Source organism: Thauera sp. SWB20 (genome assembly GCF_000831325.1).
Taxonomy (GTDB): domain Bacteria; phylum Pseudomonadota; class Gammaproteobacteria; order Burkholderiales; family Rhodocyclaceae; genus Thauera; species Thauera aminoaromatica.
Map to the genome: position 1 here is coordinate 404,797 of NZ_JTDM01000021.1, position 23,003 is coordinate 427,799.

A 23,003-nucleotide genomic window follows, 5' to 3' on the forward strand; every position below is an offset into this window, starting at 1 on the left:
CTCACTCCGGCAGCGGGTCGTGCTCGACCGGCGCGGGCGCCGCGCCTGCCTGCTCCAGCCGCGGCAACGCCTCGAAGCCGGCACGCGCGCTGCGGGCGCGGGCCTCGAGCCCGGCCAGTACCGCATCCACCGCGTCCAGCCCGGAACGCGCGCAGGCGACGAAGGCAGGGTCCGCCCACAGCGCCTGGTCCGCCCATGCCTCGAGCGTCGCACGCTGCGCGCCGAGTTCGCCGCGATACGCCGCCAGGCGCGCGAGCACGCCGTCGAGCTGGGCCGTGCGCGCACCGATGTGCAGGCTGCCATAGCGCCGCATGCGCGCGGCGCTCATGCGCAGCGCCGCCGCCCCGCCCTTGGCGTCGCCGATCGAGCCGGCGAGCTCGCCGGCCTGCGTCGCCACCGGGTCGATCGCCGAGAAGCGCAAGCGCCCACGCTCGTCGTAGTCGAGATCCCGAGCCTCGCGCTCGGTGGCGAGCTGAGCCTCGAAGGCCTCCACCACCCGCGTGATGCGCGGCGGCGACCAGACCTCGCGGATCCCCAGACGCGCCGCCAGCCAGTCCGCCACCGCCAGCCGCGTGGGCTCGTCGGCAGCGACGCAACACGGCGCCAGGCCCAGATCCCACTCGCTCGCCGCCGCCCTGCCCTCGCTCGCCGCGGCCACGCGCAGCAGGTGGGCGAGCTTGACCCAGCGCCGGTCGGATACATACACCCCACGCCCCGCCAGCCAGGCCCGCAGCTCGCCGAGGCGGTCGAGCACCGCCGCAGGCAGTGCGCAAGCGGCGGCAGCCTGCGCCAGCGCCGCGCGGTCGGCCTCGTCGAGCTGCAGTCCGGAAGGCGGCGCGAGTACCTCGGGCGCCCCCGGGCGATCCTCGCCGAGCAGCCACCGAAACCCCTCCGCGCTCACCGGTGCCACGGTCAGGCGCAGCAGGAAGCGGTCGAAGAAGGCCTCCGCCACCTCGTCCTCGGGGACCTGGTTGGTCGCCCCCACCACGCTGATCAGCGGACAGCGCAGGCGGCCCGCGCCGTTGTCGAACTCGCGCTCGTTGAGGAGTGTCAGCAGCGCGTTGAGGATCGCGCTGTTGGCCTTGAAGACCTCGTCGATGAAGGCCACCGCCGCATCGGGCAGGAAGCCCGCCACGTGGCGCTCGTAGCGGTCTTCCTCGAGCGCGCGGATCGACAGCGGGCCGAAGAGCTCCTCCGGCACGGTGAAGCGGGTGAGCAGGCGCTCGAAATAGCGCGCATCGCGAAAGGCCAGGTGGATGCGGCGCGCGAGCGCGCTCTTGGCCGTGCCGGGCGGCCCGATCAGCAGCGAGTGTTCGCCCGCGAGCGCGGCGAGCAGGCTCGCGCGCAGCACCTGCCGGCGTTCGACCAGGCCCGCCTCGAGTACGGCGAGCAAGCCGGCGAGCCGCTCGCGCAGCGGCGCGCGCGCACTCGCCATCAGGCGCTGGGGCCGTGCGCCGCGCCGTAGGCGTGGGCCTTGAGGGTCTCGAGGTCGATCACGCGCAGCGCCGCCTCGTGGGTGGCCTCGAGGATCACCGGCGGCGCCACGCCCGCCTCGAGCGCCTCCTTCCAGCGCAGCGCGCACAGGCACCAGCGGTCGCCCGGCTTCAACCCGGCGAAGCGGTACTCCGGTCGCGGCGTCGACAGGTCGTTGCCCGCCCGTCGCGAGAACTCGAGGAAGGCCGCATCGACCTTCACGCAGACGACGTGGCGCCCGAGGTCGTCCTGCCCGGTCTCGCAGCATCCGGTGCGGTAGAAACCGGTCAGGGGGGAGTAGCTGCAGGCGAGCAAGGCTCCGCCCAGCACGTTCTTCGAGGTGTTCATGGTCGGCGATCCGGAAGTCTTTCGTAGCGGCATCGGCGAACGCCCGCGGCGCCCGCGGCCCACCGCGTCCGGATCATTGTAGCGGCCCGTCCCGTGCGCGGAACACCCCCGCCGGGTCGAGGCCCGCACCCTTGAAATTCCTTTCGCATCGCCACGTCAGACTGCCATAATTCTGGTACTTTTAACTTTTCCCTCGAATCGCAGACGCCCATGGCTGGAAAGTCCGACTCCAATTCCGAGTTCATCAGCACAGCCCAGGCAGCACGCCAGCTCGGCCTGTCGCTCGGTGCGGTGCAGCAAATGGTCGAAAGCGGAACGCTGGCAGGCTGGAAGACCGCCGGCGGCCACCGCCGCATCCGCCAGGACTCTGTCGACGCCCTGCTCGCGCATGCGCGCTCGCCCTCGGCACCGATGCGCAGCAACCGTGAGCGCCTGCGCGTGATGGTGGTCGAGGACGACCGACTGCTGCAGAACATCTACCGCGAGACCTTCCTTACCTGGAGCCTGCCGCTCGACGTGCACCTGATGGAGCACGGCCTCGATGCGCTCGTCGAGGTCGGCCGCGAGCCGCCCGACCTGCTCATCGCCGACCTGCGCATCCCGGGCATCGACGGCTTCGAGATGATCCGCCGCCTGCGCGACAACCCCCTGTCGAGCGACATCGCCATCGTCGTGGTGTCCGCGCTCGGTCCCAAGGAGATCGCCGCGGCGGGTGGACTGCCGGAGGACATCACCGTCTATCGCAAGCCCATTCCCTTCCACGAGCTGCACGGCTACGTCCAGGCGATGATCTCGATGCGCCGCCGCGCTCGCCACCCGGGTTGAGCGCCGCCTGCCCCGCGAGCCTGCTCGATGGAGACCCCTCGCGCGATCCGCGGGATGAGCCTGCGCGCCAAGCTGATCGCGATCTTCATCGCGATCAAGGTGGTGCCGCTGGTGCTGCTCGCGGTGTTCGCCTGGAAGGCGGCGCACGATCTGGGCCGGCTCGTCACCGAGCGCGCGATCACCATGTCCGACGTGATGCGCGACACCCAGATGCGCACCGGCCAGACCGCGATCGACGACGCCATCGACGCACTCGACGACCGCTCGCGCGAGGCCATCGAAACGCTCACCACCGCCACCGCGCGCAGCATCGCGCAGTTCCTCCACGAGCGCGACGGCGACATCCGCGCGGCCGCCAGCCTGCCCGCGGACGCGGCTGCCTACCGCAGCTTCGTCGACACCCGTGTGCGCAACATCGAGGAGCACGGGCCCTACGCGCTCGACGCCGAGGGCGAGCGCTGGGTCGAGCGCGACCCGCAGCCGCGCGAGCTCGCGTTGGTGCGCGCGCCGCTGCCCGACAACTCCAACAGCTTCCATTACCGCGCACCCGACACCCACATGCGCGGCACCCCGCGCCCGCTCTTCCTCGAGATCACCTTCATCGACCGCGACGGCCACGAGCGCATCAAGGCGCTGAGCGAGACCGGCCGCCAGGTCCTCGACCCCGGCCTGCGCGACATCACCCGGCGCGAAAACACCTTCGTGCGCGCCGAGACCTACTGGCCGGCACTGAAGGCCCTGCGCCCCGGCGAGATCCACGTCTCGCGCGTGATCGGCGCCCAGGTGCGCACGCACTGGATCGGCGACTACACCCCCACTCGCGCGCAAGCCCTCGGCAAACCCTTCGCCCCCGAGGACTCCGGCTACGCCGGACTGGAGAACCCGGTCGGCAAGCGCTTCCGGGGATTGATCCGGTGGGCGGCCCCGGTGCTGCGCCAGGACAGGATCATCGGCTACGTCACGCTGGCGCTCGACCACGCCCACCTGATGGCCTTCACCGACACCCTGCGGCCCACGCCAGAACGCTTCGCCCCGATCGCCGACCCCGCCTCGGGCAACTACGCCTTCATCTGGGACGACGAAGGCCACAACATCTCGCACGCGCGCGACTACTTCATCCACGGCTACGACCCTGCCACCGGCGAGCGCAGCGTGCCCTGGCTCGACCGCGAGCTCTACGAAGCCTGGCGCAGCAGCGGACGGTCCTGGCCGACCTTCTCCGCCGCCCTGACGCCTTATCAGGACCAGCGCCTCACCCGGGAGCCCCACCCCGAATCCACCGCCTCGGGCCTGGTCGCGCTCGACTGCCGCTACCTCGACTTCTCGCCGCAATGCCAGGGCTGGCACGACATGACCGAGCACGGCGGCTCGGGCTCCTTCACCATCCTGTTCTCGGGGCTGCGCAAGCTCACCACGGTTGCCACCATCCCCTACTACACCGGCCAGTACGGCAGGACGCCGCGCGGCTTCGGCTACGTCACCATCGGCGCCAATGTCGACGACTTCCACCGCGCGGCCACCGAATCGGGCCAGCGCATCGGCAAAATGATCGGCGAGGCCGACGCGCTCACCCAGCACGAGCGCGACACCCTGGTCGGCGACATCGCAGACCAGCTGCGCGGGACCACCACCCGCCTGGCCGCCTCCACGCTCGCGATGGTGCTCGCGGTGATCCTGATCGCGATCTGGATGGCCGGACTGCTCTCGCGCCGGATCACCCACGTGGTCGATGGCATCCACCGCTTCGAGCAGGGCGACCTCGACCAGCGCCTGGCCGCCGCGGGCGGCGACGAGCTCGCCGAACTGGCCCGCGCCTTCAACCGCATGGCCGACACCGTGCAACGCTCGATCCGCAGCCTGGAGGATGCCCGCCACACCGCCGAGCAGGCCAACCGCATGAAGAGCGAGTTCCTCGCCAACATGTCGCACGAGCTGCGCACCCCGCTCAACGGCGTGATCGGCTTCGCCGAGCTGCTCAGCATGGAGCTCGAGGACCCCGAGCAGCGCGAGTGCGCGACCACCATCCACGACAGCGCCCGCCACCTGCTCGCGGTGGTCAACGACGTGCTCGACCTCGCCAAGGTCGAGGCCAACCGGCTCACCCTCGTCGCGCAGACGATCGACCTCGTCCCCCTGGTCGCCTCGGTGGCCGCGCTGCACAAGGTGAACGCCGAAGCCAAGGGCGTGGACCTGCGGCTGGATCTGCCCGCCCATCCGTGCATCGTGGACGCGGACCCGGTGCGCCTGCGCCAGATCATCGAGAACCTGCTGTCGAACGCGGTGAAGTTCACCCGCGAAGGCCATATCCTCGTCGGCCTCGCCGCCGCCGCGGACGAGATCTCGATCCGCATCGCCGACACCGGCTGCGGCATCGCTCGCGACGAGCAGGAGCGCGTCTTCGCACCCTTCTACCAGGCCGCATCCTTCCTCAACCGCGGGCACGGCGGCACCGGCCTCGGACTCACCCTGTCGCGTCGGCTCGCCCACCGGATGGGCGGCACGATCGATCTCGACTCCGTCCCCGGCAAGGGATCCACCTTCACCCTGCGCCTCCCGCGCCACTTCACCGCCCCCGCGGGCGGTCCTCAATCATGAACAAGCTCGCCTTCATCATCGACGACAGCGCGGTCAACGTCGCGGTCGCCCGCCTGCTGCTGCGCCGGCTGGGTTGGGTCGTGGAGGATTTCGACAGCGCCATCCCGATGCTCGCGCGCCTCGCCGAGGTGCAGCCCGTCTTCATGCTGCTCGACATCTCCATGCCCGACCTCGGCGGAGAGGAAGCCTGCAGGAGGATCCGCGCCAATCCTGCCTGGAGCGCAGTCCGCGTCATCGCCTACACCGCCCACGCGATGGAAATGGAACGCCAGCGCTACCTCGCCGGCGGCTTCGACGATGTCATCACCAAGCCGATCACCATCGGCGGGCTGCACGCCGCGGTGGGCCACGCACCGAACGACTGAGCTGCGAGACCGACATGCCCCCCCACACGCCCGAATCCACCTCCCACTTCGACCTCGCCGCCCTGCGCAGCGACATGTCCGAGAGCCGCGCCGCCGTGCGCGTCGTGCTGGAGACCTTCGCCCCCTGGCTGACCGACACCCGCCAGCAGCTGCGCGCGGCCATCGAGAGCGCTGAAGCCGAGCCATTGGGTCGCGTGGCCCACCGCCTGCGCGGCGCCCTCGCGCAGCTGCGCGCCGCGCCGGCGGTGGCCCTGGTGAAGAAGCTCGAGGCGCACTGCAAGGCAAATCCCGAAGCCTGCCTCTCGCGGGACCATGCCTTGCTCGCCGAACTCGACGCCGAACTCGATGCCCTCGCCGCGGAAGTCGCAGCACAGCTCGAAGCGCTGCGGCGGTGAGGAGTACCGATTCCGGGCGGGCAGCGCCCAGCGCCCCGCGCACAAAAAGCGCTTTCTAATCCGCGCCCCTGCGGCTATAATGCCGCGCTTCACCGGACAGGTGGATGAGTGGTTTAAGTCGCACGCCTGGAAAGCGTGTTTGGGATAATATCCCAACGCGGGTTCGAATCCCGCCCTGTCCGCCAGAACACCTGCAATCAAGCGCCTTTCGGGGCGCTTTTTTGTTGCGCCACACGATTCAACCCTCGTCCCGAAGACCCTCGAGCGGGCATCGCCTGTTCGCGGCGGTGCAGGTTCGCCCGCATACGGCACCGTCGCCTTGCGCGCACCGGGTTGCCGAACTTTCCCCCCTCCCGCTCAGCGCGCCGGGCTGCTGAGCGAGGCGGCGATGAACCCGTCGATCGACGTCATCGCAAGGGCGAAGACCGGATGGACGAGGGACGGTCCCGGCGAAACTCCGGCGCGAGCTGACGCCCCATGTGATCGGCCCCCGATCGCAAGTTCCGCCATCCATGAACCGCTCAGGCGAGCCCTGCCCCCTGGAGGACCGGCTTCCAGCGTTCCTTGGCGATCTTCCTGAAGCCCTTGCCCTTCGGGTGCAGCTCGTTCGCCCAATCGTCTTCCGCGAGCGTACCCCGGCTGTCGACGATCCGCAGATGCGCCGGATCGCCCATCGCGATGCGCCCGAGCATGGCGTGGAACGCATCGATGAGATAGCGCACGCAGTCACGCTGGAGCGCTTCCGGCACGCCCGCGTCGACCAGAGCCGGCTTGAGCCAGCCGGCCTTGCCCGCGACGCCGCGACCATCCGGAATCGCATAGTCATACGAGTGCATCAGGATCAGGCAGTCGAGCGAGGTATGGGTGTAGATCAGGCCGATCAGGCGCCGGTAATGATCGTCCATGCGCTCCAGGAACTGGCCGAGCCCGCCGTCCCCGCTGCGGAAGCAGTCGCCAGCCGACTGCGCGCCGCTGCAGTCCAAGGCGAGCAGGGGCCGCATGTCGTTGAACCCCGCGAAGTCGTTGCCGCCGCCGCTGATGAACACCGCCGACAGGCTGCTGCCATATCGACGCAGCGCACCGGTGATCCGGTCCTTGTACTTGCCATCGACGTAGTCGAAGGCCTCCGCCCCGTTCATGCCCTGCGCGAGGATGGTGTGCTCCTTCTTCTCGACGATCGGTCCGAGGTAGCTGACCAGGCTGCCGCCCGGGAAGGGATACCAGAACCAGGAATCTCCGATCGCCAGAATGCTCGGCATCACCAGCGCCCGCTGCATCGCGGCTTCATCCCAGTATGCGGCCATGTCGCGCTCCTCTCGAGAAGATCCATCCGTCCTCGCCGGGAAGCAGCTTCGCATATCCCGACCACCCTCGACGCCATCCGCTTTCAATCAAGGTGACAGGTGGGCAGATGTCAAGACACGCGGACGGACGCGTCCGAGGGAACACCGCAGCCTTCGAAGCTCCGCTGGATCGTCGAGGGCGAAGCGTTCGACCGGCGCCAGCTAGGAGTCTGCGCGGCAGAAGCCAAGCGTCGGTGAGTTAAGTCCTCGCGGGCGTTTCGGGGCCGGTAGACTGTCGAGATGACGAGCTATCTGCCCTATTGCCCGCAGCAGCAGATGCTGCTGCCCCAGGCGCTGCAGGAGTGGCTACCCGAAGGCCACTTGGCGTACTTCATCAGCGACGCGGTCGACGGGTTGGACCTGAGCGCGTTCCACGCCCGGTATGCCGGTGGCGGACCGCGCAACCAGCCGTTTCATCCGGCCATGATGGTCAAGGTGCTGCTGTATGCGTACGCCACGGGCGTGTTCAGTTCGCGCAAGATCGCGCGCAAGCTGCACGAGGATGTGGCGTTCCGGGTCCTGGCGGCAGACAACTTCCCGGCCCACCGCACGCTGAGCGACTTTCGCGCGGTCCATTTGAAGGAGCTGAGCGAGTTGTTCGTGCAGGTGGTGCGACTGGCCCGCGAGATGGGGCTGGTCAAGCTCGGGACGGTGGCCATCGACGGCACCAAGGTCAAGGCAAACGCCAGCCGCCACAAGGCGATGAGTTACGGCCATATGGTGAAGGCGGAGGCCGAGTTGAAACGGCAGATCGAGGCGCTGCTCAATCGGGCCAAGGCCGCCGACGACGCCGAGCGGAACGAGCCCGAGTGGGATGTGCCGGCCGAGATCGCGCGGCGCGAGGCGCGGCTGACGGCGATTGCTGAAGCCCGGGCGCGGCTCGAGCAGCGCCAGCGCGAGGCCGATCAGGCGCGCGGGCGCAGCGACGATGACGACCGTCGCCCGCGCGGCGGTGACGGCAAACCGAAGGGCGGGCGCTACAAGCGCGACTTTGGAGTGCCCGAGGACAAGGCGCAGGAGAACTTCACCGATCCGGACAGCCGCATCATGAAGCGCGCCGGCGGCGGTTTCGATCCGAGCTACAACGCCCAGACGGCGGTCGACGAGACCGCCCACATCATCGTGGCGGCCGAGCTGACCAACAACGCCAGCGACGCCGGGCAACTGGCGGGGGTACTGCAGGCCGTGCGCGACAACGTCGAACACCGACCGCGCCAGGCGCTGGCCGACACCGGCTACCGCTCGGAGCAAACGTTCCGGGAACTCGACGGGTGCGGGACCGAACTGGTGGTGGCGCTGGGCCGGGAAGGTAAGCGCCGACTCGGCTTCGATCGCGAACGCAATCCGCACACCGCGCAGATGGCCGACAAGCTCGAGAGCGAGGCGGGCAAGAGCGCCTACCGAAAACGGAAATGGATCGCCGAACCGCCCAACGGCTGGATCAAGAACGTGTTGGGATTCCGGCAGTTCAGCCTGCGGGGCCTGGAGCGCGTCAAAGCGGAGTGGAAGCTCGTCTGTATGGCGCTGAACCTGCGCAGGATGAGCACATTGAGGACGGCATGACGGGAAAAGGGGGCAAACCTGTCCCCGTTGCCGTCCGGCATGCGCGCCGCGCCGTCGCAAAGCAACTTGACCACGGCCTCAGTCTCGTGCCGCACCTCGCGGTTCGCCAATCATTCTGCTAGAAAACACGCTCTGGAGTTCTGCCGCGCAGACTCCTAGGTGTTCGACGCACTCGACTCCGCCGCTCCACCCCCCAGCGCCCGATAGAGCTGCACCACCGCCTGCTGCGCACCACGCGTGGCCTGCGCGAGGCCGAGCTCGCTGTCGAAGAGCTGGCGCTCGGCGTCGATGACCTCGAAGTAGCTGGAGATGCCGGCTAGGTAGCGCGCCTTGCTCGCGCGCAGGCGCTCGCGATTGGCGTGCACGAGGCGGCGCGTGGCCGCGCGCTGCTCGGTGAGGCGCTCGAAGGCGACGAGCGCGTCGGCGACCTCGCGGAAGGCCTGGCGGATCGTCGCCTTGTACTGCTCGACCAGGATGCGCTGCTGCGCCTCGGCCACCTCCACGCCGGCCTGCAGGCGGCCGCCGTCGAAGAGCGGCAGGCCGAGCGTAGGCTGCAGCGACCAGGCGTAGCGGTCGCTGTCGAAGAGCCGGCCCAGGTCGGTGCTGGCGAAGCCGAGCAGGGTGGTGAGCGTGATGCGCGGCAGGAAGGCCTTGCGGGCCGCCTCCACGCTGGCGCCGGCGGCGCGCAGGTTCTGCTCGGCGGCGCGAATATCCGGGCGGCGCTGCAGCAGCTCCGCAGGCAGGCCGGCTTCGAGCCGGGCGGGCGTACGCAGCTCGTCGAGCCGGGCGCTGCGCGCGATCGGGCCGGGGTTGCGGCCGAGCAGGATGGCGAGCGCGTTCTCCGTCTGCGCGATGCGGCGCGCCTGGTCGGCGAGCGCCTGCTCGGATCCAGCCAGCAGGGATTCGGCCTGGCGCACGTCGAGGATGGACGACACCCCCTCGTCGAAGCGCGCGCGCGTCAGCCGCAGCGCCTTGCGCCGACCGTCGAGCGTGCGGCGGGTGATCTCGTGCTGGGCGTCGAGATCGAGCAGGTCCAGGTAGAGCGAGGAGACCTGCGCGACCAGGCTGGTGCGCACGCCGTCGGCGAGCGCGGCGCTGGCGAGCACCTCGCGGCGCGCGGCCTCGCTGCGGGCGGCGAGGCGGCCCCACAGGTCGATCTCCCAGGCCGGCATCGACAGCCCGACCACGGCGTTCTCCCCGATGCGGTTCGCGCGTGGATCGAAGCCGGGCATGCGCTCGCGTGCCACGGATGCGGCGGCATCGACGCCCGGAAACAGCGCCGCACGCTCGATGCCGTACTGGGCGCGGGCGAGCTCGATGCGCTCGATTGCGATGCGCAGGTCGGCGTTGGCGGCGAGCGCCTCCTCGATCAGCGCGTGCAGTTCGGGCGCGGGCAGGATCTCCCTCCACGGCTGCACGCCCAGGCTCGCGGCGGCCTCCGCCTGCGCCACCTCGGCCTGCCGCGGCCAGCTTGCGGGCACAGGCACGTCCGGCCGCACGAAGGCGGCTGGCTGGCAGGCCGCCAGCAGCAGGGCGAGCGCGGGCAGCAGGGCGGACCGCGGGCACCCGGGCAGCGACGCGCGTCTCATCGCCCCGCCTCCGCCTCGTCGCCGCGGATGCGGAAGAAGCTCGCGTACAGCAGCGGCACCACCACCAGGGTGAGTCCGGTGGCGAAGATGAGGCCGAACATGATGGTCACCGCCATGCTGCGGAAGAAGGGATCGACCAGCAGCGGCGCCACCCCCAGCACCGTCGTGACCGCGCCGAGGAAGACCGGGCGTGCCCGGCTGGCCGACGCGTCGAGCAGCGCGAGCAGGCGCGGCTTGCCCTCCCGGATCTCGATGTCGATCTGGTCCACCAGCACGATCGCGTTCTTGATCAGCATGCCGGTGAGGCTCAGGAAGCCGAGGATGGCCATGAACTCGAAGGGCGCCTGGAACAGCAGCAGCCCGATCGCCACCCCCACCACCGCGAGCGGCACGGTGAGCCAGATCACCGCGGTCTGGCGCAGGCCATTGAACATCACGATCACCGCCACCACCATCGCCGCGAAGCCGAAGGGCGCCGCCGCGGCCAGGCCGGCGTTGGCCTCGACCGAGGCCTTGTGCTCGCCGTGCCACTCCAGGACATAGCCCGGCGGCAGCGTGATGGCCTCGATCTGCGGGCGCAGGCGCTCGAACAGCGGCGCGGACAGCTGCCCTGCGGGCGGGTCGCACTGCGCCTTGATGGTCGGGAAGCGGTTCTCGCGCCGGATCAGCGCGTCCTCCCACACCGTGTCGACGCGCTCGACGAACTGGCTCACCGGCACGTACTTGCCGGCGGTCGCACTGAAGACCTGGGCGTTGCCGAGATCCTCGACGCCGCCGCGCTCGTCCGCCGGCGCGCGCGCCAGGATGGGGATCAGACGCTCCTTGTCGCGATACACGCCGATCTGCTGGCCGACGTAGTTGCGCTCCAGCGCGGCGGCGATGTCCGAGGGCAGCACGCCGGCGCGCTGCGCGGCCTCGACCGAAAAGTGCGGGCGCACCACTGGCACCGCCTGGCGCCAGTCGTCCTGGATCGCCACCGCCCCGGGGTCGGCGGCCATGATCGCCTTGGCCTCTTCCGCCAGCCGGCGCAGCACCGCCGGGTCGGGGCCGCGGAAGGCGGCCTCGATCTTCTTGCCGCCGCCGCGGCCGAGCATGAACTTCCACACCTTGACGCTGGCCTGCGGGAAGGCGGCCTCGAGCTCGGGCTGCAGGCGCTCGATGAGGCCGGCGATGTCCTCGAAGCGCTCGACATCGACCAAGAGCTGGCCATAGGCCGGGTTGGGGTCTTCCGGGCTGTAGGTGAGCATGAAGCGCAGCCCGCCCTGGCCGATGAAGCTCGTCACATGGCTCACGCCCGGCGCCGCGCTCACCTTCGCCTCGGCCTCGGCGACCACGGCGGCAGTGGTTCGGATGTCGGTACCCTGCGGCAGCGCCAGGTCGACGACGAACTGCGGCCGCGCCGAATCGGGCATGAATCCCGGTGGCACGTGACCGAAGGCGAGCACGCCGGCGGCGAGCAACCCCAGCAGCACCACGCCGCTCGCCACGCGCCGGGCCAGCACGCCCTGCAGCAGGCGGCGATAGGCGCGCAGCAGGCCGCCCTCCCGCGCACCCGCCTCGACCTTCACCTCCAGGAAGGCGGCGCACAGCAGCGGCGTCAGCGTGATCGCGAACAGCCACGACAGCAGCATCGAGTACAGGATCACCCAGAACAGCGAGCCGGCGTACTCCCCCATGTCGGTGGGCGACAGGCCGATCGCGCTGAAGGCGAGGATGCCGACCACGGTGCCGCCGAGCAGCGGCCACACCGTCCCACGCACCACGGCACCCGCAGCCGGGCCCACCGCCTCGCCCTTCTGCATCCGCACCAGGATGCCGTCGGTGACCACGATCGCGTTGTCCACCAGCATGCCGAGCGCGATGATCAGCGCGCCGAGCGAGATGCGCTGCATGGCGATGCCGTCCATCCACATCGCGATCAGCGTGCCGGCCACGGTCAGCACCAGCACCGCGCCGATGATCAGCCCGCTGCGCAGGCCCATGAAGAGCAGCAGCACCACGACCACGATCGCCACTGCCGCCACCAGGTTGTCCACGAAGCCCGCCACCGCGGCGCGCACCGAATCGGACTGGAAGGAGACCACGTTCAGCTCCATGCCCACCGGACGCTGGCCTTCGAGCTCGGCGAGGCGGCGCTTGACCGCGTCGCCCATCTCCACCACGTTGCCGCCGAGCACGTTGGAGATGCCCAGTCCGATCGCCGCCTGGCCGTCGTGGCGCATCAGCACCGCGGGCGGGTCGACGTACTCGCGGCGGATCTCGGCGACATCGCGCAGACGCAGCAGGCCGCTCGCGGCGTCGCCCGCCACCACCAGCTCGCCGAGCGCCGCCACCGAGACCACGCCGTCCGCCGGCTGGATCTGCAGGCGCAGCGGGCCGGCATCGACCGCACCGGCGGGCGCGATCAGGTTCTGCGCGCGCAGCGAGGCGTAGATGCGCTCGAGCGGCACGCCGAGCTGCGCGGCGCGCGCGCTCGAGACCTCGACGTAGATCGCCTCCCTGCGCTCGCCCAGCAGCGCCACCCGCGCCACGCCCGGCACCAGCACCAGCTCGCGGCGCAGCAGGTCGACGTAGTCATAGAGCTGGCGCGGGCTGTAGCCCTCGCCGGTGACCGCGTAGAAGAGCGCGAAGACGTCGCCGAAGTCGCCCTTCACCACCGGCTCGGCCGCACCCGGCGGCAGCGCGCGCGCGGCCTCGGCGATCTTGCCGCGCAGCTTGTCCCACACCTGGTCGAGCTCGGCCTGGGTATGCGAGAAGGCGAGCCTGGCCTCCACCTTCACCAGCGACTCGCCGGCGCGCGACACCGAGACGACCTCCTCCACCTCCTGCATCTGCTGCACCGCGCCCTCGATGCGGTCGGTGATCTCCTCGGCCACCTGCGCCGGCGAGGCGCCCGGGTAGGCGGTGACGACCACCGCCTGGCGGATGACGAACTCCGGATCCTCGAAGCGGCCGAGGCGCTCGTAGGCCAGCCAGCCGCCCGCCAGCACCAGCAGCGTGGCCACCCAGGCGACGACGGACTTGCGGATCGTGTACTCGGCGATGTTCATCGGCGCACCCCGGCTCAGCGCGCTTCGAGCGCGCGCACCCGCATGCCCTCGCGCAGCGCGCCGACGCCCGCAGCGACGACGCGCTCGCCGGGCGCGAGTCCGGACTCCACGACGATGTCGGCGCCGACGATGGCGCCGGTACGCACCGGGCGGCGCGCGACCCGCCCGTCGTCGCCGACGACCCACACGCCCGGCCGGCCGTGCGCGTCGGCGGCCACGGCGGCGAGCGGGACGGTGATGGCGGCGTCCGCCGCGGGCGCCCCGCCGGCGTCCGCCGCCGGTTCCAGGCTCACCGCCATCCCCGGCAGCAGGTTGACGCCGGCAGGCACCGAGCGCACCGCGAGCACCACCGCATAGGTCTGCGTCAGCGCGTCGGCCTCGGCGGCGAAGGACTGCAGCTCGAGCCTCAGCACCTGCCCCGGCGCGGCGCGGTCGCCCTCCACGCTGCGCTCGCCCTCGAGAAATGCGACCGCAGCTTGCTGCGGCCGCATGCGGCGCACCAGACGCTCGGGCACATTCACCACGACCTCGAGCGCGCGCAGGTCCTGCAGCTCGGCGATCGGCTGCTTGGCCTGCACATTGGTGAAGGGCTCGATGCGGCGGCGGGTGATCACGCCCTCGAAAGGCGCCTTGATCGCAGTGTCGGCGAGATCGCGCTCGGCGGCGGCGAGGCTGGTGCGCGCGGCTTCGAGGCGGGCGCGGCGGTCGTCGACCTCGGCGCGGGCGACCGCCTGCTCGCTTTCCCACAGGCGCTGATAGCGCGCGAGATCGTTCCGCGCACGCTCGAACTCCGCACGCGCGGCGTCCAGACGCGAGCGGTAGATGCGGTCGTCAAGGCGCGCGACCACCTCCCCAGCCTTCACCCGCCGCCCCTCCTCCAGGCTGAAGGAGTCGACGAAGCCGGGCACGTCGAACGACAACTCGGCGCGCCTGGCTGCACGCACCCGCCCCGGCAGGCGCAAGGCCTCGTCCGCCGTGCGCCGTCCGACGGTGAGAATCGGCGCCGGACGCGTCGCCTCCACCGCCGCAACGGGCGCGGGCCGCTCGCTGCAGGCGGCCAACGACAGGCAAAGCAGCGCGGTAGTCAGCGCGAAAACTGATTTTTGAATGCGCATGAATTTCTTCTGGTCGGATGCGGGCGGTCGGGGCGCGGGTCGCGTGCGCACTGCCGGCGCGGCGCAGCCACCAGACGTGCTCATCGCGCAAGGCCCGTTTACACGACGCGTGCATGCGGGGCACGCACGACGCGGGACCGATCGTCAGTTGGGTCGGTCCAGTATCCGCTTGCGCAGCAGATCGTAGTCGCCGCGATCGATCGCACCCTCGTCGAGCGCGCGCTGCAGGTCGGCCAGCTCCTGCCCCTTCGAGATCGTCGTGGTGCCCTGCACCTTCACATAGGTGTCCCCGCCGCAGCTCGCCAACAGCAGGCAACCGAGGACGGCCAGCAAGGGATAAGCTTTCGTGCGCATGGTTCACTCCACGCTGTCGATCAGGCGTTCGCGCTGGCGCTCGTACTCGCGGTCCGAGAGGGCGCCCGCCTCGCGCGCACGCTTGAGGTCGATGAGCTGCTGGCCGATGGAGACGTCCACCGTAGGCCGTACGACTTCGTGGCCACCGCAACCCGTCAGCGACAAGCCGATCAGCCCGGCGAAGAGGGCAAGCCTGGTATTCATTGAAAGGATCCCATGAGCGTGGCGACAGGCACGACCGAAACCGGCCATGCGGGACGGGCGAAACCGATTTGCGCAGCTTAATCCGGCCCGCATGCCCCATGTCCGCGTTCGTCCCAAAATGGGCCAGGCCGACGCAACAGGCGCCCGCCTGCAGGCACTCGGCTGCGAACATCGCTTCGGCTGGCCGGCCACTGCCTACTTCGCCAGGGGGATCTGCTGGAGCACACGACTGCCGATCGACGCATCCATCGCCAGTTCAAGCTGATACAGCCGCAGCGTCTGGATGGGCGTGATCACCTCACCCGCCTTCCGGATCATGTGGAGGCGGGCGTCCACCCGGGCCTGCTCCAGCGCGAGCGAGCGTGCCAGCGAGGTGCGCGCCGTGGGGTCGTCGATCCAGCCCGCGTCGAGCTGCCTGGCGTACTCGGCAAGCGTGTCGATCTGACGGTCGCGCAAGGCGACGATCTCGGCCAGGTAGGCGCGATAGATCGGCCAGAAGCGCTTCGCACCCTGCTCGTCGAGCTTCATGCTGGCGCTGACCTCGATCACGCGGCGCAGGTCCACATCCTGGAACTGCTCGCGGATCAGACCGAGGGTCGCGTCCTCCTCGGGCGTTCCGGCGTGCGCACCCAAGGCCAGCCCGGCGCAAAGGACGACGCCGGCAAGGTAACGGGTTGCGGATCGGATCGTCATCGTGCGTCCCCATCCTGGTGACTGTTCATGATGATGCTCGTGGCGACCGCGCCGACTGCGACCCCGATCAACACGCGGCTGAGATCGTCATCGTCGCGACGGTCGTAGCGCTCGTAACGGTCGCGGTAATAGCGGTCCTCGTAACGGTCCCGGATCCGCTCGCGCCGATGCTGCGCGACCGCGCCGGCGACATAGGCCCGTTTCATCTGCCGATGCCGGATCGCATCCTTGGTCGCCAGCGAACGCTCCACCCGCCGCTCGCGTGCGCGTGGCGATTGCGCCTCGGCCGGTTGCGGCCACAGGCCCGCGAGCAGGACCAGGGCGAGGCCCAGCGCGGCGAGTTGCCGGCGCGCGTCGCCGCGCTTGCCGTGACGAAAGTTGAAGGCCGGTTCGCTCATCAGCGGATCTCCTTCACCGCATCGAGGAACAGACGCGCCTCGTCGTTCCTGCACACCGCGTAGATCTCGCCCACCAGCGCGGTGATGCCGTCCTGGTTCAGCGGCCGGCGGGCGAAGTCGATGCCGTCGCGGCCGCTCAGGTAGCCGTGGGCCCACATCAGGAAGACGTAGGCACGATCCTGGGCGGCGGCCAGCGCCTGTTCGTCCTTCTCGAGCGCTGGGTCGGCCGCTACGAACAGATCGATGATGCCACTGCAGCGGGCACGCTCCATCTCGTCGCCCTGTGCGGGTTCGGCCCCCGCGTTCGGCGCGGAAAGACCCAGGCACAGCGCCAGGCTGCAGACAAACGGACGAATTTTCATATCAGGTTTCCTTCGAGGGAGACGGCAATCAGGACGGCGCATGCGCGGCCGAGGGCTCAGGGCCGATCGAGGTCCGTCGCCAGGTGCTCGGCGGCGCTCTCCAGCACCTTCTCGGCGGCCGACCAGCGCCCGAACGCCGAGGCGGCGTCGATGCCCGGCTTGACGAACACGAGGGTGTTGGGCTCGTCGGCCTTGACGTCGAGCCGGGGGTAATCCTCCGGTGCGCGCAGCGCCGGAGTGGTGGAACAGGCGCTCAGGCCCAGCATGAGCGCACACGGCAGGGCAAGGCGTAGCATCTTCATCTATCGGATCCGATCGGGAGCATCACGCTCGCGTGCAGGAAGCGGCCGTTGAAATAGATGCCGTCGATGCGGCGCGCGACCGCAACCGCGGCGCCGTGCGGCAGGTCGAGGTCGACGATGAACCATGGGCGCTGCGGATCGCCCTCGCGGACCGGTCGGACGCCACGCACCGGGCCGAAACGGCTCATGCGCTTGGTGAGGTTGGCGAGATCCGTTTCCGGACTCAGGCCCGACAGGATCAGCTTCAAGTGCGGCCTCCGGCAGCTGGAACTGGATTGGGTCGAAAAGGCGTTGCAGGATAAATCGGGCGCAGGGAAAATCGTCGGCAAACGGCCCATTTCGGGCCGCCGCTCGTCTGGAGACATCGAGATGGACGATTTCGACCGGCGCTTCGAGAAGACCTTCGCGATGGTGGCCTTTGCGAGTAACCGCCACCTGGTCGATCACATGCGACGCATCATCAACTTGCTCGAGATCGACGCGGAGAGCGCCCTGTTGTGGGGCCTGGTCGCGCACCTCAGCATCGCGCATGCCATGCATCCCGGCGCGCAGCCGGCGGATCTGCTCGCGCCCGACGGCTTCCTGCTCGGCGAGGCACGCCCGGTTCGCCTCGCCGATTTGGTGCAGGTGTCAGGGCTGCCGAAGGAGACCGTGCGGCGCAAGCTGGAAAAGCTGCGCGAGCGCGGCAAGCTCGGACGCACCGAAGACGGGCGCTGGGTGGTGCTGCGGAGCGGCGTCGACGAGACCAGCTTCGAGTTCACCCGCGAATCGGTCAAGCGCCTGCTGCAGACCGCGCGCGTGATCGAGAGCATCCTGCAGCACGCGCGCCTGGACTGAACCGGCGCCGACTGCCGGCGGCAGGGGCGGACAGGGTGGCTCGGTCCGGGGGGACGGGGAATCCGTTCAGGTTGCGGCGACGGTCTCGGAGGCAGGGCCGCGAGGCGTTCCCGATGCGCTTGCGCGAGTAACCGTCGCGGCCGGTCGCTCCACGCCCACCTTCGCCTGGCCGAGGCGCAGGGAGAGGCGGCGCCAGTGGCGTTCGGGCAGATGGGCGTACAGCCACAGCTCGGCGGGTCGCCACATCGCCACCCAGGCGAAGATGTTCAGGCTCTCGCGCACCCCGTTCATCCGCTTCCCCGCGTCCTCGGGGATCGCCTGTGCGCAGGCGAGCACCACCACCACGCAAAGCAGACCGACCGCGGTCGACACCCGCGCGAAGCGGAAGACGCCGCGGATCACCACGCCCGCAGGGTCGAACGAAGGAGCAGACCCCGCCTCAGCCGCAATGGCCGCCCGAGCAGCACCCCCCCGCCGGAATCGGCTGCGCCAGCCCGGCCCAGCGCGCGAGCTCGCTGCGCGTGGGATGGCGGCCGGCCACGGCCAGCTCGCCGTCGACCAGGGCCAGCGGCAGGGCGTCATATCCGGAGCGCTCGACGAAGTCCTCGACAACCGTATTCCGCGCGAACTCGTCCGGCTGCTCGGCAAAGCCGAAGCGCTCGATGTGTGCGCCCTGCCCGATCGCCCACGCCACGTCGGCGGCGAAATCGGCCATCGACTCGTCCGCGACCGCGCCGCTACCACCCTGCGAAAGCTCGAAAATCTGGATGTTTCTCATTTCTTGTCTCCTGTACCCGCCAGCCCGGCGAAGTCGATGGAAAGATCGATCGATTCGGTCACCCACGGCGCCGAAGCACCCAATTTAGTCGCGCCCCGGCATCGGTGCCAAGCGGGCGGGCGCACCGTCGCCGCCTCACGGAGCTGCGTCGACAAGGGCTCCCCGGGAACCGCGATGGTGTTGGATCTCGATCGTGGAGTGCACGATCTCCTCGTGCTCCGCCAGGCGGGCGCGTACGGCGTCGGGGGTGAGCGCGGCATCGGATGTCACCACCGCGACGGCGCACGAGTAGGCCGCCTTGCCGACGCGCCAGACGTGCAGGTCGGTGATCCGGGTTTCGCCCGCCTCCGGTGCGGATTCGACGGCTTCACGGATCTCGGCCACGACCGGGTGATCCATCTCGCGATCGAGCAGCACCCGGCCCGTCTCGACCAGCAGGCCCTTGGCCCAGACGGCGACCAGCACCGCGCCGACGATGCCCATCACCGGATCCAGCCAGGACCAGCCGTAGATCCAACCGCCAACGAGCGCCACGATGGCCAGCACCGAGGTCGCCGCGTCGGCGATGACGTGGAGGTAGGCCGACTTGAGGTTGAGGTCGTGATGGGGGTGATCGTGGGCATGACCGCGATGCTCGTGACCATGGCCGTGCGAGTGGCCGTGACCGTGGCCGTGCGAGTGGCCGTGACCGTGGCCGTGGTGGTGATGGTCGTGACCGTGATGGTGCGCCCTGCCCAGGATCAGCGCGCACACGAGGTTGACCGCCAGCCCCAGGATGGCGACCGCGATCGCCTCGCGGTACTGGATGGCTTGCGGCGACACGATGCGCTCGATCGAGCCGACGACCATCATCGCCGCCACGCCGAGCAGGAAGATGGCACTGGCGAAGCCGCCCAGGATCTCGATCTTCCACGTGCCGAAGGCAAAGCGCCGGTCCTGCGCGTAGCGCCGCGCGGCGGCATAGGCCAGCGCTGAAACGCCGATCGCGAAGGCGTGCGAGCTCATGTGCCAGCCATCGGCCAGCAGCGCCATCGAATTGAACCACCAGCCGGCGGTGATCTCGATCACCATCGCCGCGGCGGTGATCCACATCACCACCCGCGTGCTGCGTTCGGCGAGCGCGTTGCCGGTATCGAAGACGTGGTCGTGGGTCCACGCGGACAGGTTCTCGGTGTGCATGGCGGGGCTCGCTTCAGATAGGTGCGCAGGACGCCGATCAGTTCGTCGGCGCCCTTGGTGCGCTCGGCATCATCGGTCATCGCCGGATCGGCGATGCGGGTGCGGATGTGCTCCTCGACGACCTCGGCCGATAGGGGGTACGGTATCCGAAGCCGGGGACCGGGGCCACCCGGGTCGTGTTCCAATGGGCATGCAACAGCCCGGACGGGCTTGCAGAAAGGGATGACCATGGAGACGAGCGACTTCAGCTTCAGCCTGCACACCGGCGCGCGCGACGTGGCCGAGGCGATCAACCGGGGCTGCGACTGCCGCAGCCTCGACCCCGAGCGCCTGCGCCGGCAGCTCGAGGCGGAGCCCAGCCTGCTCGGGCTCGCCGCCGAGATCGGCCGCAGCCGACCGCAGCTCTTCTCCGCGACCGCCGTGTTCATCGCGCCCGCAACCCTGGCGGCCATGGCGGACCTCATCGGCGCGGTCGAATCGGTCCTGACACTGCCGGCCTGTCAGGCGATCGCGCTCGATCGCGCACCGCCGATCGCCCGCATCGACCTCGGGCCGAGATCGGTGTTCATGGGCTTCGACTTTCATCTCGGCGAAGCCGGCCCGCAGCTCATCGAGATCAACACCAATGCCGGCGGAGCCCTGCTCAACGGCGCGCTGGCACGCGCGCAAAAAGCCTGCTGCGAGCAGATCCAGCCCTTCCTGCACCCGACCGCGGCGCTCGAGTCGCTCGACCAGCGCTGGCTGGACGACTTCCTCGCCGACTGGGCGCTGCAGGGGCGAAGCGGCAAGCCCGCCCGCGTCGCCATCGTCGACGAACATCCCACGAGCCAATACCTGTATCCCGAGTTCCTGCTCTTTCGCCACCTGTTCCGCAGCGCCGGCATCGATGCGGTGATCTGCGACCCCGCCGAGCTCTCATTCGAGTCGGGCCACCTGAGGCATGACGGCGCGCCGATCGAGCTGGTCTACAACCGCCTCACCGACTTCTACCTGCAGGCTCCGGCGCTGGCGCCCCTGCGTACGGCCTACGCGGCCGGATCGGTCGTGCTGACCCCCCATCCGCGCGCGCACGCGCTGTACGCGGACAAGCGCAACCTCGCCATCCTGAGCGATGCCGCACGGCTTGCCGAACTCGGCGTGCCACAACCCCTTGTCGACCGCCTGCTCGCAGGGGTCCCGCGCACGGTCGAAGTCACCCCGGAGCGGGCAGGAGCATTGTGGGCAGCACGGCGCGGCCTGTTCTTCAAACCCTTCGCCGGTTTCGGCAGTCGTGCGACCTATCGGGGAGACAAGCTCACGCAGCGCGTCTGGCAGGAGATCCTCGCCGGCGGCTACGTCGCGCAGAACCTCGCCCCGCCCTCCGCACGGCGCGTCACCGTCGATGGCCAAAGCAGCGATCTCAAGCTCGATGTCCGCGCGTATGCGTACGCCGGCACGATCCGCCTGGTCGCTGCGCGGCTGTACAAGGGACAGACGACCAACTTCCGCACGCCGGGCGGCGGCTTTGCGCCGGTATTCGTGGCCACCGCCGGGCGGCATTCCGGGTGAAAAGGCGCTTGTGTTAATGCCATTAACACAAGCGCTCCTTTCCATTCACAAATCTCCCCTCGGCGTTAACACCCGATATCTATGATCAGGGTGTGGCTTTAGTACCGGACCATCCCCAGCCCGAGCCGATCCCGCGCCACGCGCGCGTCGCCTCCGGCCTCGTCCGGAGAACGCATCAACGCGGAGATCGAGACATGAACAATCAAGCAAGCGGGCATTCCGCCCCATCGGGTACCCAGGCGCCCCAGCGCCCGGGCGAGTGGCGCAGATTCCTGCTGCTCGCCTTCGTCGGCCTGCCCATCACCATGGTGCTGGCGATCGCGGCCTATGGCTTCGTGGTCTGGTTCCTGCAGATCCTGTTCTTCGGCCCCCCGTCCTGATCCCCCCACGCTGCAACACAGGCCTCGCGGCAGGGCCGCAGGCCCGGGAACCGGACAACAAGCAGGAGCATTGAAATGAAGAATCTACTCAGGTCCTTGCGGGACCTCTTCCTCAGGCCATCGGTTCGGATCGGCCTCGGCGTGCTGGTCACCGGCGGCTTCATCGCCGGCGTGCTGGCCTGGCAGGGCTTCAACACCGCCATGGAAGCCACCAACAAGGAAGCGTTCTGCCTGAGCTGCCACACCATGCACGACAACCTGCTGCCCGAGCTGCAGAAGACTGTGCACTGGAACAACCGCAGCGGCGTGCGCGCGCGCTGCCCGGACTGCCACGTGCCGCACGACTTCACCGACAAGGTGGCGCGCAAGATGCAGGCCAGCCGCGAGGTGCTCGGCCAGCTCCTCGGCACCATCGACACCCGCGAGAAGTTCAAGGAGCACCGCATCGTGCTGGCGCAGCGCGAGTGGAAGCGCTTCGCGGCCAACGGCTCGAAGGAATGCCGTGCCTGCCACGACTACAAGGACATGAACTTCGACAAGATGCGTCCGGCATCGCAGGTGGCGATGCGCAAGGCCGCCGAGCGCAACCAGAGCTGCGTCGACTGCCACAAGGGCGTCGCCCACCAGTTGCCCGAGATGAAGGGCGCGCGCAACCCGGCCTTCGACACCCTGGTGTCCTCCGCCTCCGGACAGAGCGTGGCTACGGGCAAGGACTACTTCCTGGTGGTGCCGCAGGAACTCTTCGCCGACGAAGGTCTGAGCAAGCGCATCGGCTCGGTCGAGGTCGCCACCCAGGTCAAGGTGCTCGAGACCAAGGGCGACGCGCAGCGCGTCGAGTTCGCGCTGTGGCGCAAGAACAAGGGCTATGGTCGCGTCTGGTACAGCCACTTCGGCCTCAACATCACCAGCGCCACCTTCGACAAGGACGTCGCGCAGGACGCGAGCTTCGTGAAGGTGCTCGACACCCGGGAAGACCCGATGACCGGTCTCGAATGGCAGCAGGTCACCGCCACCGCGTGGATGCGCAAGGGCAGCGTGCTCGACAGCGTCGAACCGGTGTGGTCGATCGCCCGCGCCAGCTACAGCAGCAGCTGCAGCGTGTGCCACCGCCAGCCCGACGAAGCGCACTTCGACGCCAACACCTGGCCGGGCCTGTTCGGCGGCATGGTCGGCTTCACCAGCATGGACGACGACACCGCCCGCGTGGTGCTCAAGTACCTCCAGACCCATTCGTCCGATTTCAGCAAGTCGCATGGCGCCGGTTCGCCCGATGCCGCCCTGCAGACCGCGCGTCCCTGATCAGGAGT

Annotated in this window: 25 protein-coding genes and 1 tRNA gene; 10 read left to right on the forward strand and 16 right to left on the reverse strand. The window is 69.6% G+C overall.

Going from position 1 to position 23,003, the window contains the following annotated elements; genetic code table 11:
* Position 1: 1 nt before the first annotated feature.
* Both PO78_RS19200 and PO78_RS19205 read right to left on the reverse strand, forming a co-directional pair.
* Positions 2-1,435 (reverse strand): AAA family ATPase, encoded by a 1,434-nt coding sequence (locus tag PO78_RS19200; RefSeq protein ID WP_043746146.1) that lies wholly within the window; start codon positions 1,433-1,435, stop codon positions 2-4.
* Complete coding sequence (locus PO78_RS19205) at positions 1,435-1,821, reverse strand: DUF2237 family protein (RefSeq protein ID WP_004315811.1); 387 nt, start codon at positions 1,819-1,821, stop codon at positions 1,435-1,437. Before PO78_RS19205 ends, PO78_RS19200 begins: the two co-directional genes overlap by 1 nt.
* A 210-nt stretch (positions 1,822-2,031) precedes the next feature.
* Between PO78_RS19205 and PO78_RS19210 the strand changes: the two genes are divergently transcribed.
* The 5 genes from PO78_RS19210 (at position 2,032) to PO78_RS19230 (ending at position 6,186) form a co-directional block, all read left to right on the forward strand.
* Positions 2,032-2,646 carry a response regulator gene (locus PO78_RS19210; RefSeq protein WP_004315810.1) on the forward strand — a complete coding sequence of 205 codons (615 nt, stop codon included), beginning with the start codon at positions 2,032-2,034 and terminating at the stop codon, positions 2,644-2,646.
* 27 nt (positions 2,647-2,673) lie between these two features.
* Entirely contained in the window at positions 2,674-5,241 is a 2,568-nt protein-coding gene (locus PO78_RS19215) for a sensor histidine kinase (RefSeq protein ID WP_012585626.1), read from the forward strand.
* Complete coding sequence (locus tag PO78_RS19220; protein WP_043746148.1) at positions 5,238-5,606, forward strand: response regulator; 369 nt, start codon at positions 5,238-5,240, stop codon at positions 5,604-5,606. The genes PO78_RS19215 and PO78_RS19220 overlap by 4 nt, the downstream gene beginning before the upstream one ends.
* A gap of 14 nt (positions 5,607-5,620) precedes the next feature.
* A complete protein-coding gene (locus tag PO78_RS19225; RefSeq protein WP_012585628.1) occupies positions 5,621-6,001 on the forward strand; it encodes an Hpt domain-containing protein in 381 nt (126 codons plus the stop codon).
* A gap of 94 nt (positions 6,002-6,095) precedes the next feature.
* Positions 6,096-6,186: transfer RNA gene (locus tag PO78_RS19230), tRNA-Ser, on the forward strand.
* Between the two features lie 336 nt (positions 6,187-6,522).
* On the opposite strand, the gene PO78_RS19235 is transcribed toward PO78_RS19230, so the two are convergent.
* Complete coding sequence (locus tag PO78_RS19235; RefSeq protein ID WP_043746150.1) at positions 6,523-7,305, reverse strand: hypothetical protein; 783 nt, start codon at positions 7,303-7,305, stop codon at positions 6,523-6,525.
* Between the two features lie 279 nt (positions 7,306-7,584).
* On the opposite strand from PO78_RS19235, the gene PO78_RS19240 reads away from it, so the two are divergent.
* On the forward strand, positions 7,585-8,907 hold the full coding sequence (locus PO78_RS19240; protein ID WP_043746152.1) for an IS1182 family transposase: 1,323 nt from the start codon (positions 7,585-7,587) through the stop codon (positions 8,905-8,907).
* Positions 8,908-9,062: 155 nt separating this feature from the next.
* On the opposite strand, the gene PO78_RS19245 is transcribed toward PO78_RS19240, so the two are convergent.
* The 10 genes from PO78_RS19245 to PO78_RS19285 all read right to left on the reverse strand — a co-directional run bounded on the left by PO78_RS19245 (position 9,063) and on the right by PO78_RS19285 (position 17,222).
* Complete coding sequence (locus PO78_RS19245) at positions 9,063-10,496, reverse strand: efflux transporter outer membrane subunit (RefSeq protein ID WP_043746154.1); 1,434 nt, start codon at positions 10,494-10,496, stop codon at positions 9,063-9,065.
* Positions 10,493-13,546 (reverse strand): efflux RND transporter permease subunit, encoded by a 3,054-nt coding sequence (locus PO78_RS19250; RefSeq protein ID WP_043746158.1) that lies wholly within the window; start codon positions 13,544-13,546, stop codon positions 10,493-10,495. The genes PO78_RS19245 and PO78_RS19250 overlap by 4 nt, the downstream gene beginning before the upstream one ends.
* Before the next feature lie 14 nt (positions 13,547-13,560).
* Positions 13,561-14,661, reverse strand: a complete 1,101-nt coding sequence (locus PO78_RS19255; RefSeq protein WP_043746160.1) for an efflux RND transporter periplasmic adaptor subunit — start codon at positions 14,659-14,661, stop codon at positions 13,561-13,563.
* A 144-nt stretch (positions 14,662-14,805) separates the two neighbouring features.
* Complete coding sequence (locus tag PO78_RS19260) at positions 14,806-15,015, reverse strand: hypothetical protein (RefSeq protein ID WP_004304933.1); 210 nt, start codon at positions 15,013-15,015, stop codon at positions 14,806-14,808.
* Between the two features lie 3 nt (positions 15,016-15,018).
* Positions 15,019-15,219: a hypothetical protein gene (locus PO78_RS23005; protein ID WP_012585632.1), complete on the reverse strand. Its 201-nt coding sequence runs from the start codon at positions 15,217-15,219 to the stop codon at positions 15,019-15,021.
* Positions 15,220-15,414: 195 nt separating this feature from the next.
* Positions 15,415-15,912 carry a hypothetical protein gene (locus tag PO78_RS19265; RefSeq protein WP_043746163.1) on the reverse strand — a complete coding sequence of 166 codons (498 nt, stop codon included), beginning with the start codon at positions 15,910-15,912 and terminating at the stop codon, positions 15,415-15,417.
* The gene (locus PO78_RS19270) at positions 15,909-16,310 is read right to left on the reverse strand and encodes a hypothetical protein (RefSeq protein ID WP_043746165.1); all 402 of its coding nucleotides are present in this window, start codon (positions 16,308-16,310) and stop codon (positions 15,909-15,911) included. Before PO78_RS19270 ends, PO78_RS19265 begins: the two co-directional genes overlap by 4 nt.
* Complete coding sequence (locus PO78_RS19275; protein WP_012585633.1) at positions 16,310-16,672, reverse strand: hypothetical protein; 363 nt, start codon at positions 16,670-16,672, stop codon at positions 16,310-16,312. Before PO78_RS19275 ends, PO78_RS19270 begins: the two co-directional genes overlap by 1 nt.
* Before the next feature lie 56 nt (positions 16,673-16,728).
* Positions 16,729-16,974: a hypothetical protein gene (locus PO78_RS19280; protein ID WP_043746167.1), complete on the reverse strand. Its 246-nt coding sequence runs from the start codon at positions 16,972-16,974 to the stop codon at positions 16,729-16,731.
* Positions 16,971-17,222, reverse strand: a complete 252-nt coding sequence (locus tag PO78_RS19285; protein WP_004304945.1) for an RNA recognition motif domain-containing protein — start codon at positions 17,220-17,222, stop codon at positions 16,971-16,973. Before PO78_RS19285 ends, PO78_RS19280 begins: the two co-directional genes overlap by 4 nt.
* Positions 17,223-17,343: 121 nt before the next feature.
* On the opposite strand from PO78_RS19285, the gene PO78_RS19290 reads away from it, so the two are divergent.
* On the forward strand, positions 17,344-17,811 hold the full coding sequence (locus PO78_RS19290) for a hypothetical protein (RefSeq protein ID WP_043746169.1): 468 nt from the start codon (positions 17,344-17,346) through the stop codon (positions 17,809-17,811).
* Between the two features lie 66 nt (positions 17,812-17,877).
* Here the strand turns inward: PO78_RS19290 and PO78_RS19295 are convergent, their stop codons facing one another.
* The 3 genes from PO78_RS19295 to dmeF form a co-directional block, all read right to left on the reverse strand.
* The gene (locus tag PO78_RS19295) at positions 17,878-18,216 is read right to left on the reverse strand and encodes a hypothetical protein (RefSeq protein ID WP_231570769.1); all 339 of its coding nucleotides are present in this window, start codon (positions 18,214-18,216) and stop codon (positions 17,878-17,880) included.
* A 34-nt stretch (positions 18,217-18,250) separates the two neighbouring features.
* Positions 18,251-18,589, reverse strand: a complete 339-nt coding sequence (locus PO78_RS19300; RefSeq protein WP_043746173.1) for an arsenic metallochaperone ArsD family protein — start codon at positions 18,587-18,589, stop codon at positions 18,251-18,253.
* Between the two features lie 135 nt (positions 18,590-18,724).
* On the reverse strand, positions 18,725-19,768 hold the full coding sequence (dmeF, locus tag PO78_RS19305) for a CDF family Co(II)/Ni(II) efflux transporter DmeF (RefSeq protein ID WP_043746175.1): 1,044 nt from the start codon (positions 19,766-19,768) through the stop codon (positions 18,725-18,727).
* Between the two features lie 222 nt (positions 19,769-19,990).
* Here dmeF and PO78_RS19310 point away from each other — a divergent pair, with 222 nt between their 5' ends.
* The 3 genes from PO78_RS19310 (at position 19,991) to torC (ending at position 22,995) form a co-directional block, all read left to right on the forward strand.
* Positions 19,991-21,316, forward strand: coding sequence for a hypothetical protein (locus PO78_RS19310; protein ID WP_043746178.1), 1,326 nt, complete (start codon positions 19,991-19,993; stop codon positions 21,314-21,316).
* Positions 21,317-21,510: 194 nt separating this feature from the next.
* On the forward strand, positions 21,511-21,696 hold the full coding sequence (locus PO78_RS19315; protein ID WP_004304957.1) for a periplasmic nitrate reductase, NapE protein: 186 nt from the start codon (positions 21,511-21,513) through the stop codon (positions 21,694-21,696).
* A 75-nt stretch (positions 21,697-21,771) separates the two neighbouring features.
* Entirely contained in the window at positions 21,772-22,995 is a 1,224-nt protein-coding gene (torC, locus tag PO78_RS19320) for a pentaheme c-type cytochrome TorC (RefSeq protein ID WP_043746181.1), read from the forward strand.
* Positions 22,996-23,003: the final 8 nt, after the last annotated feature.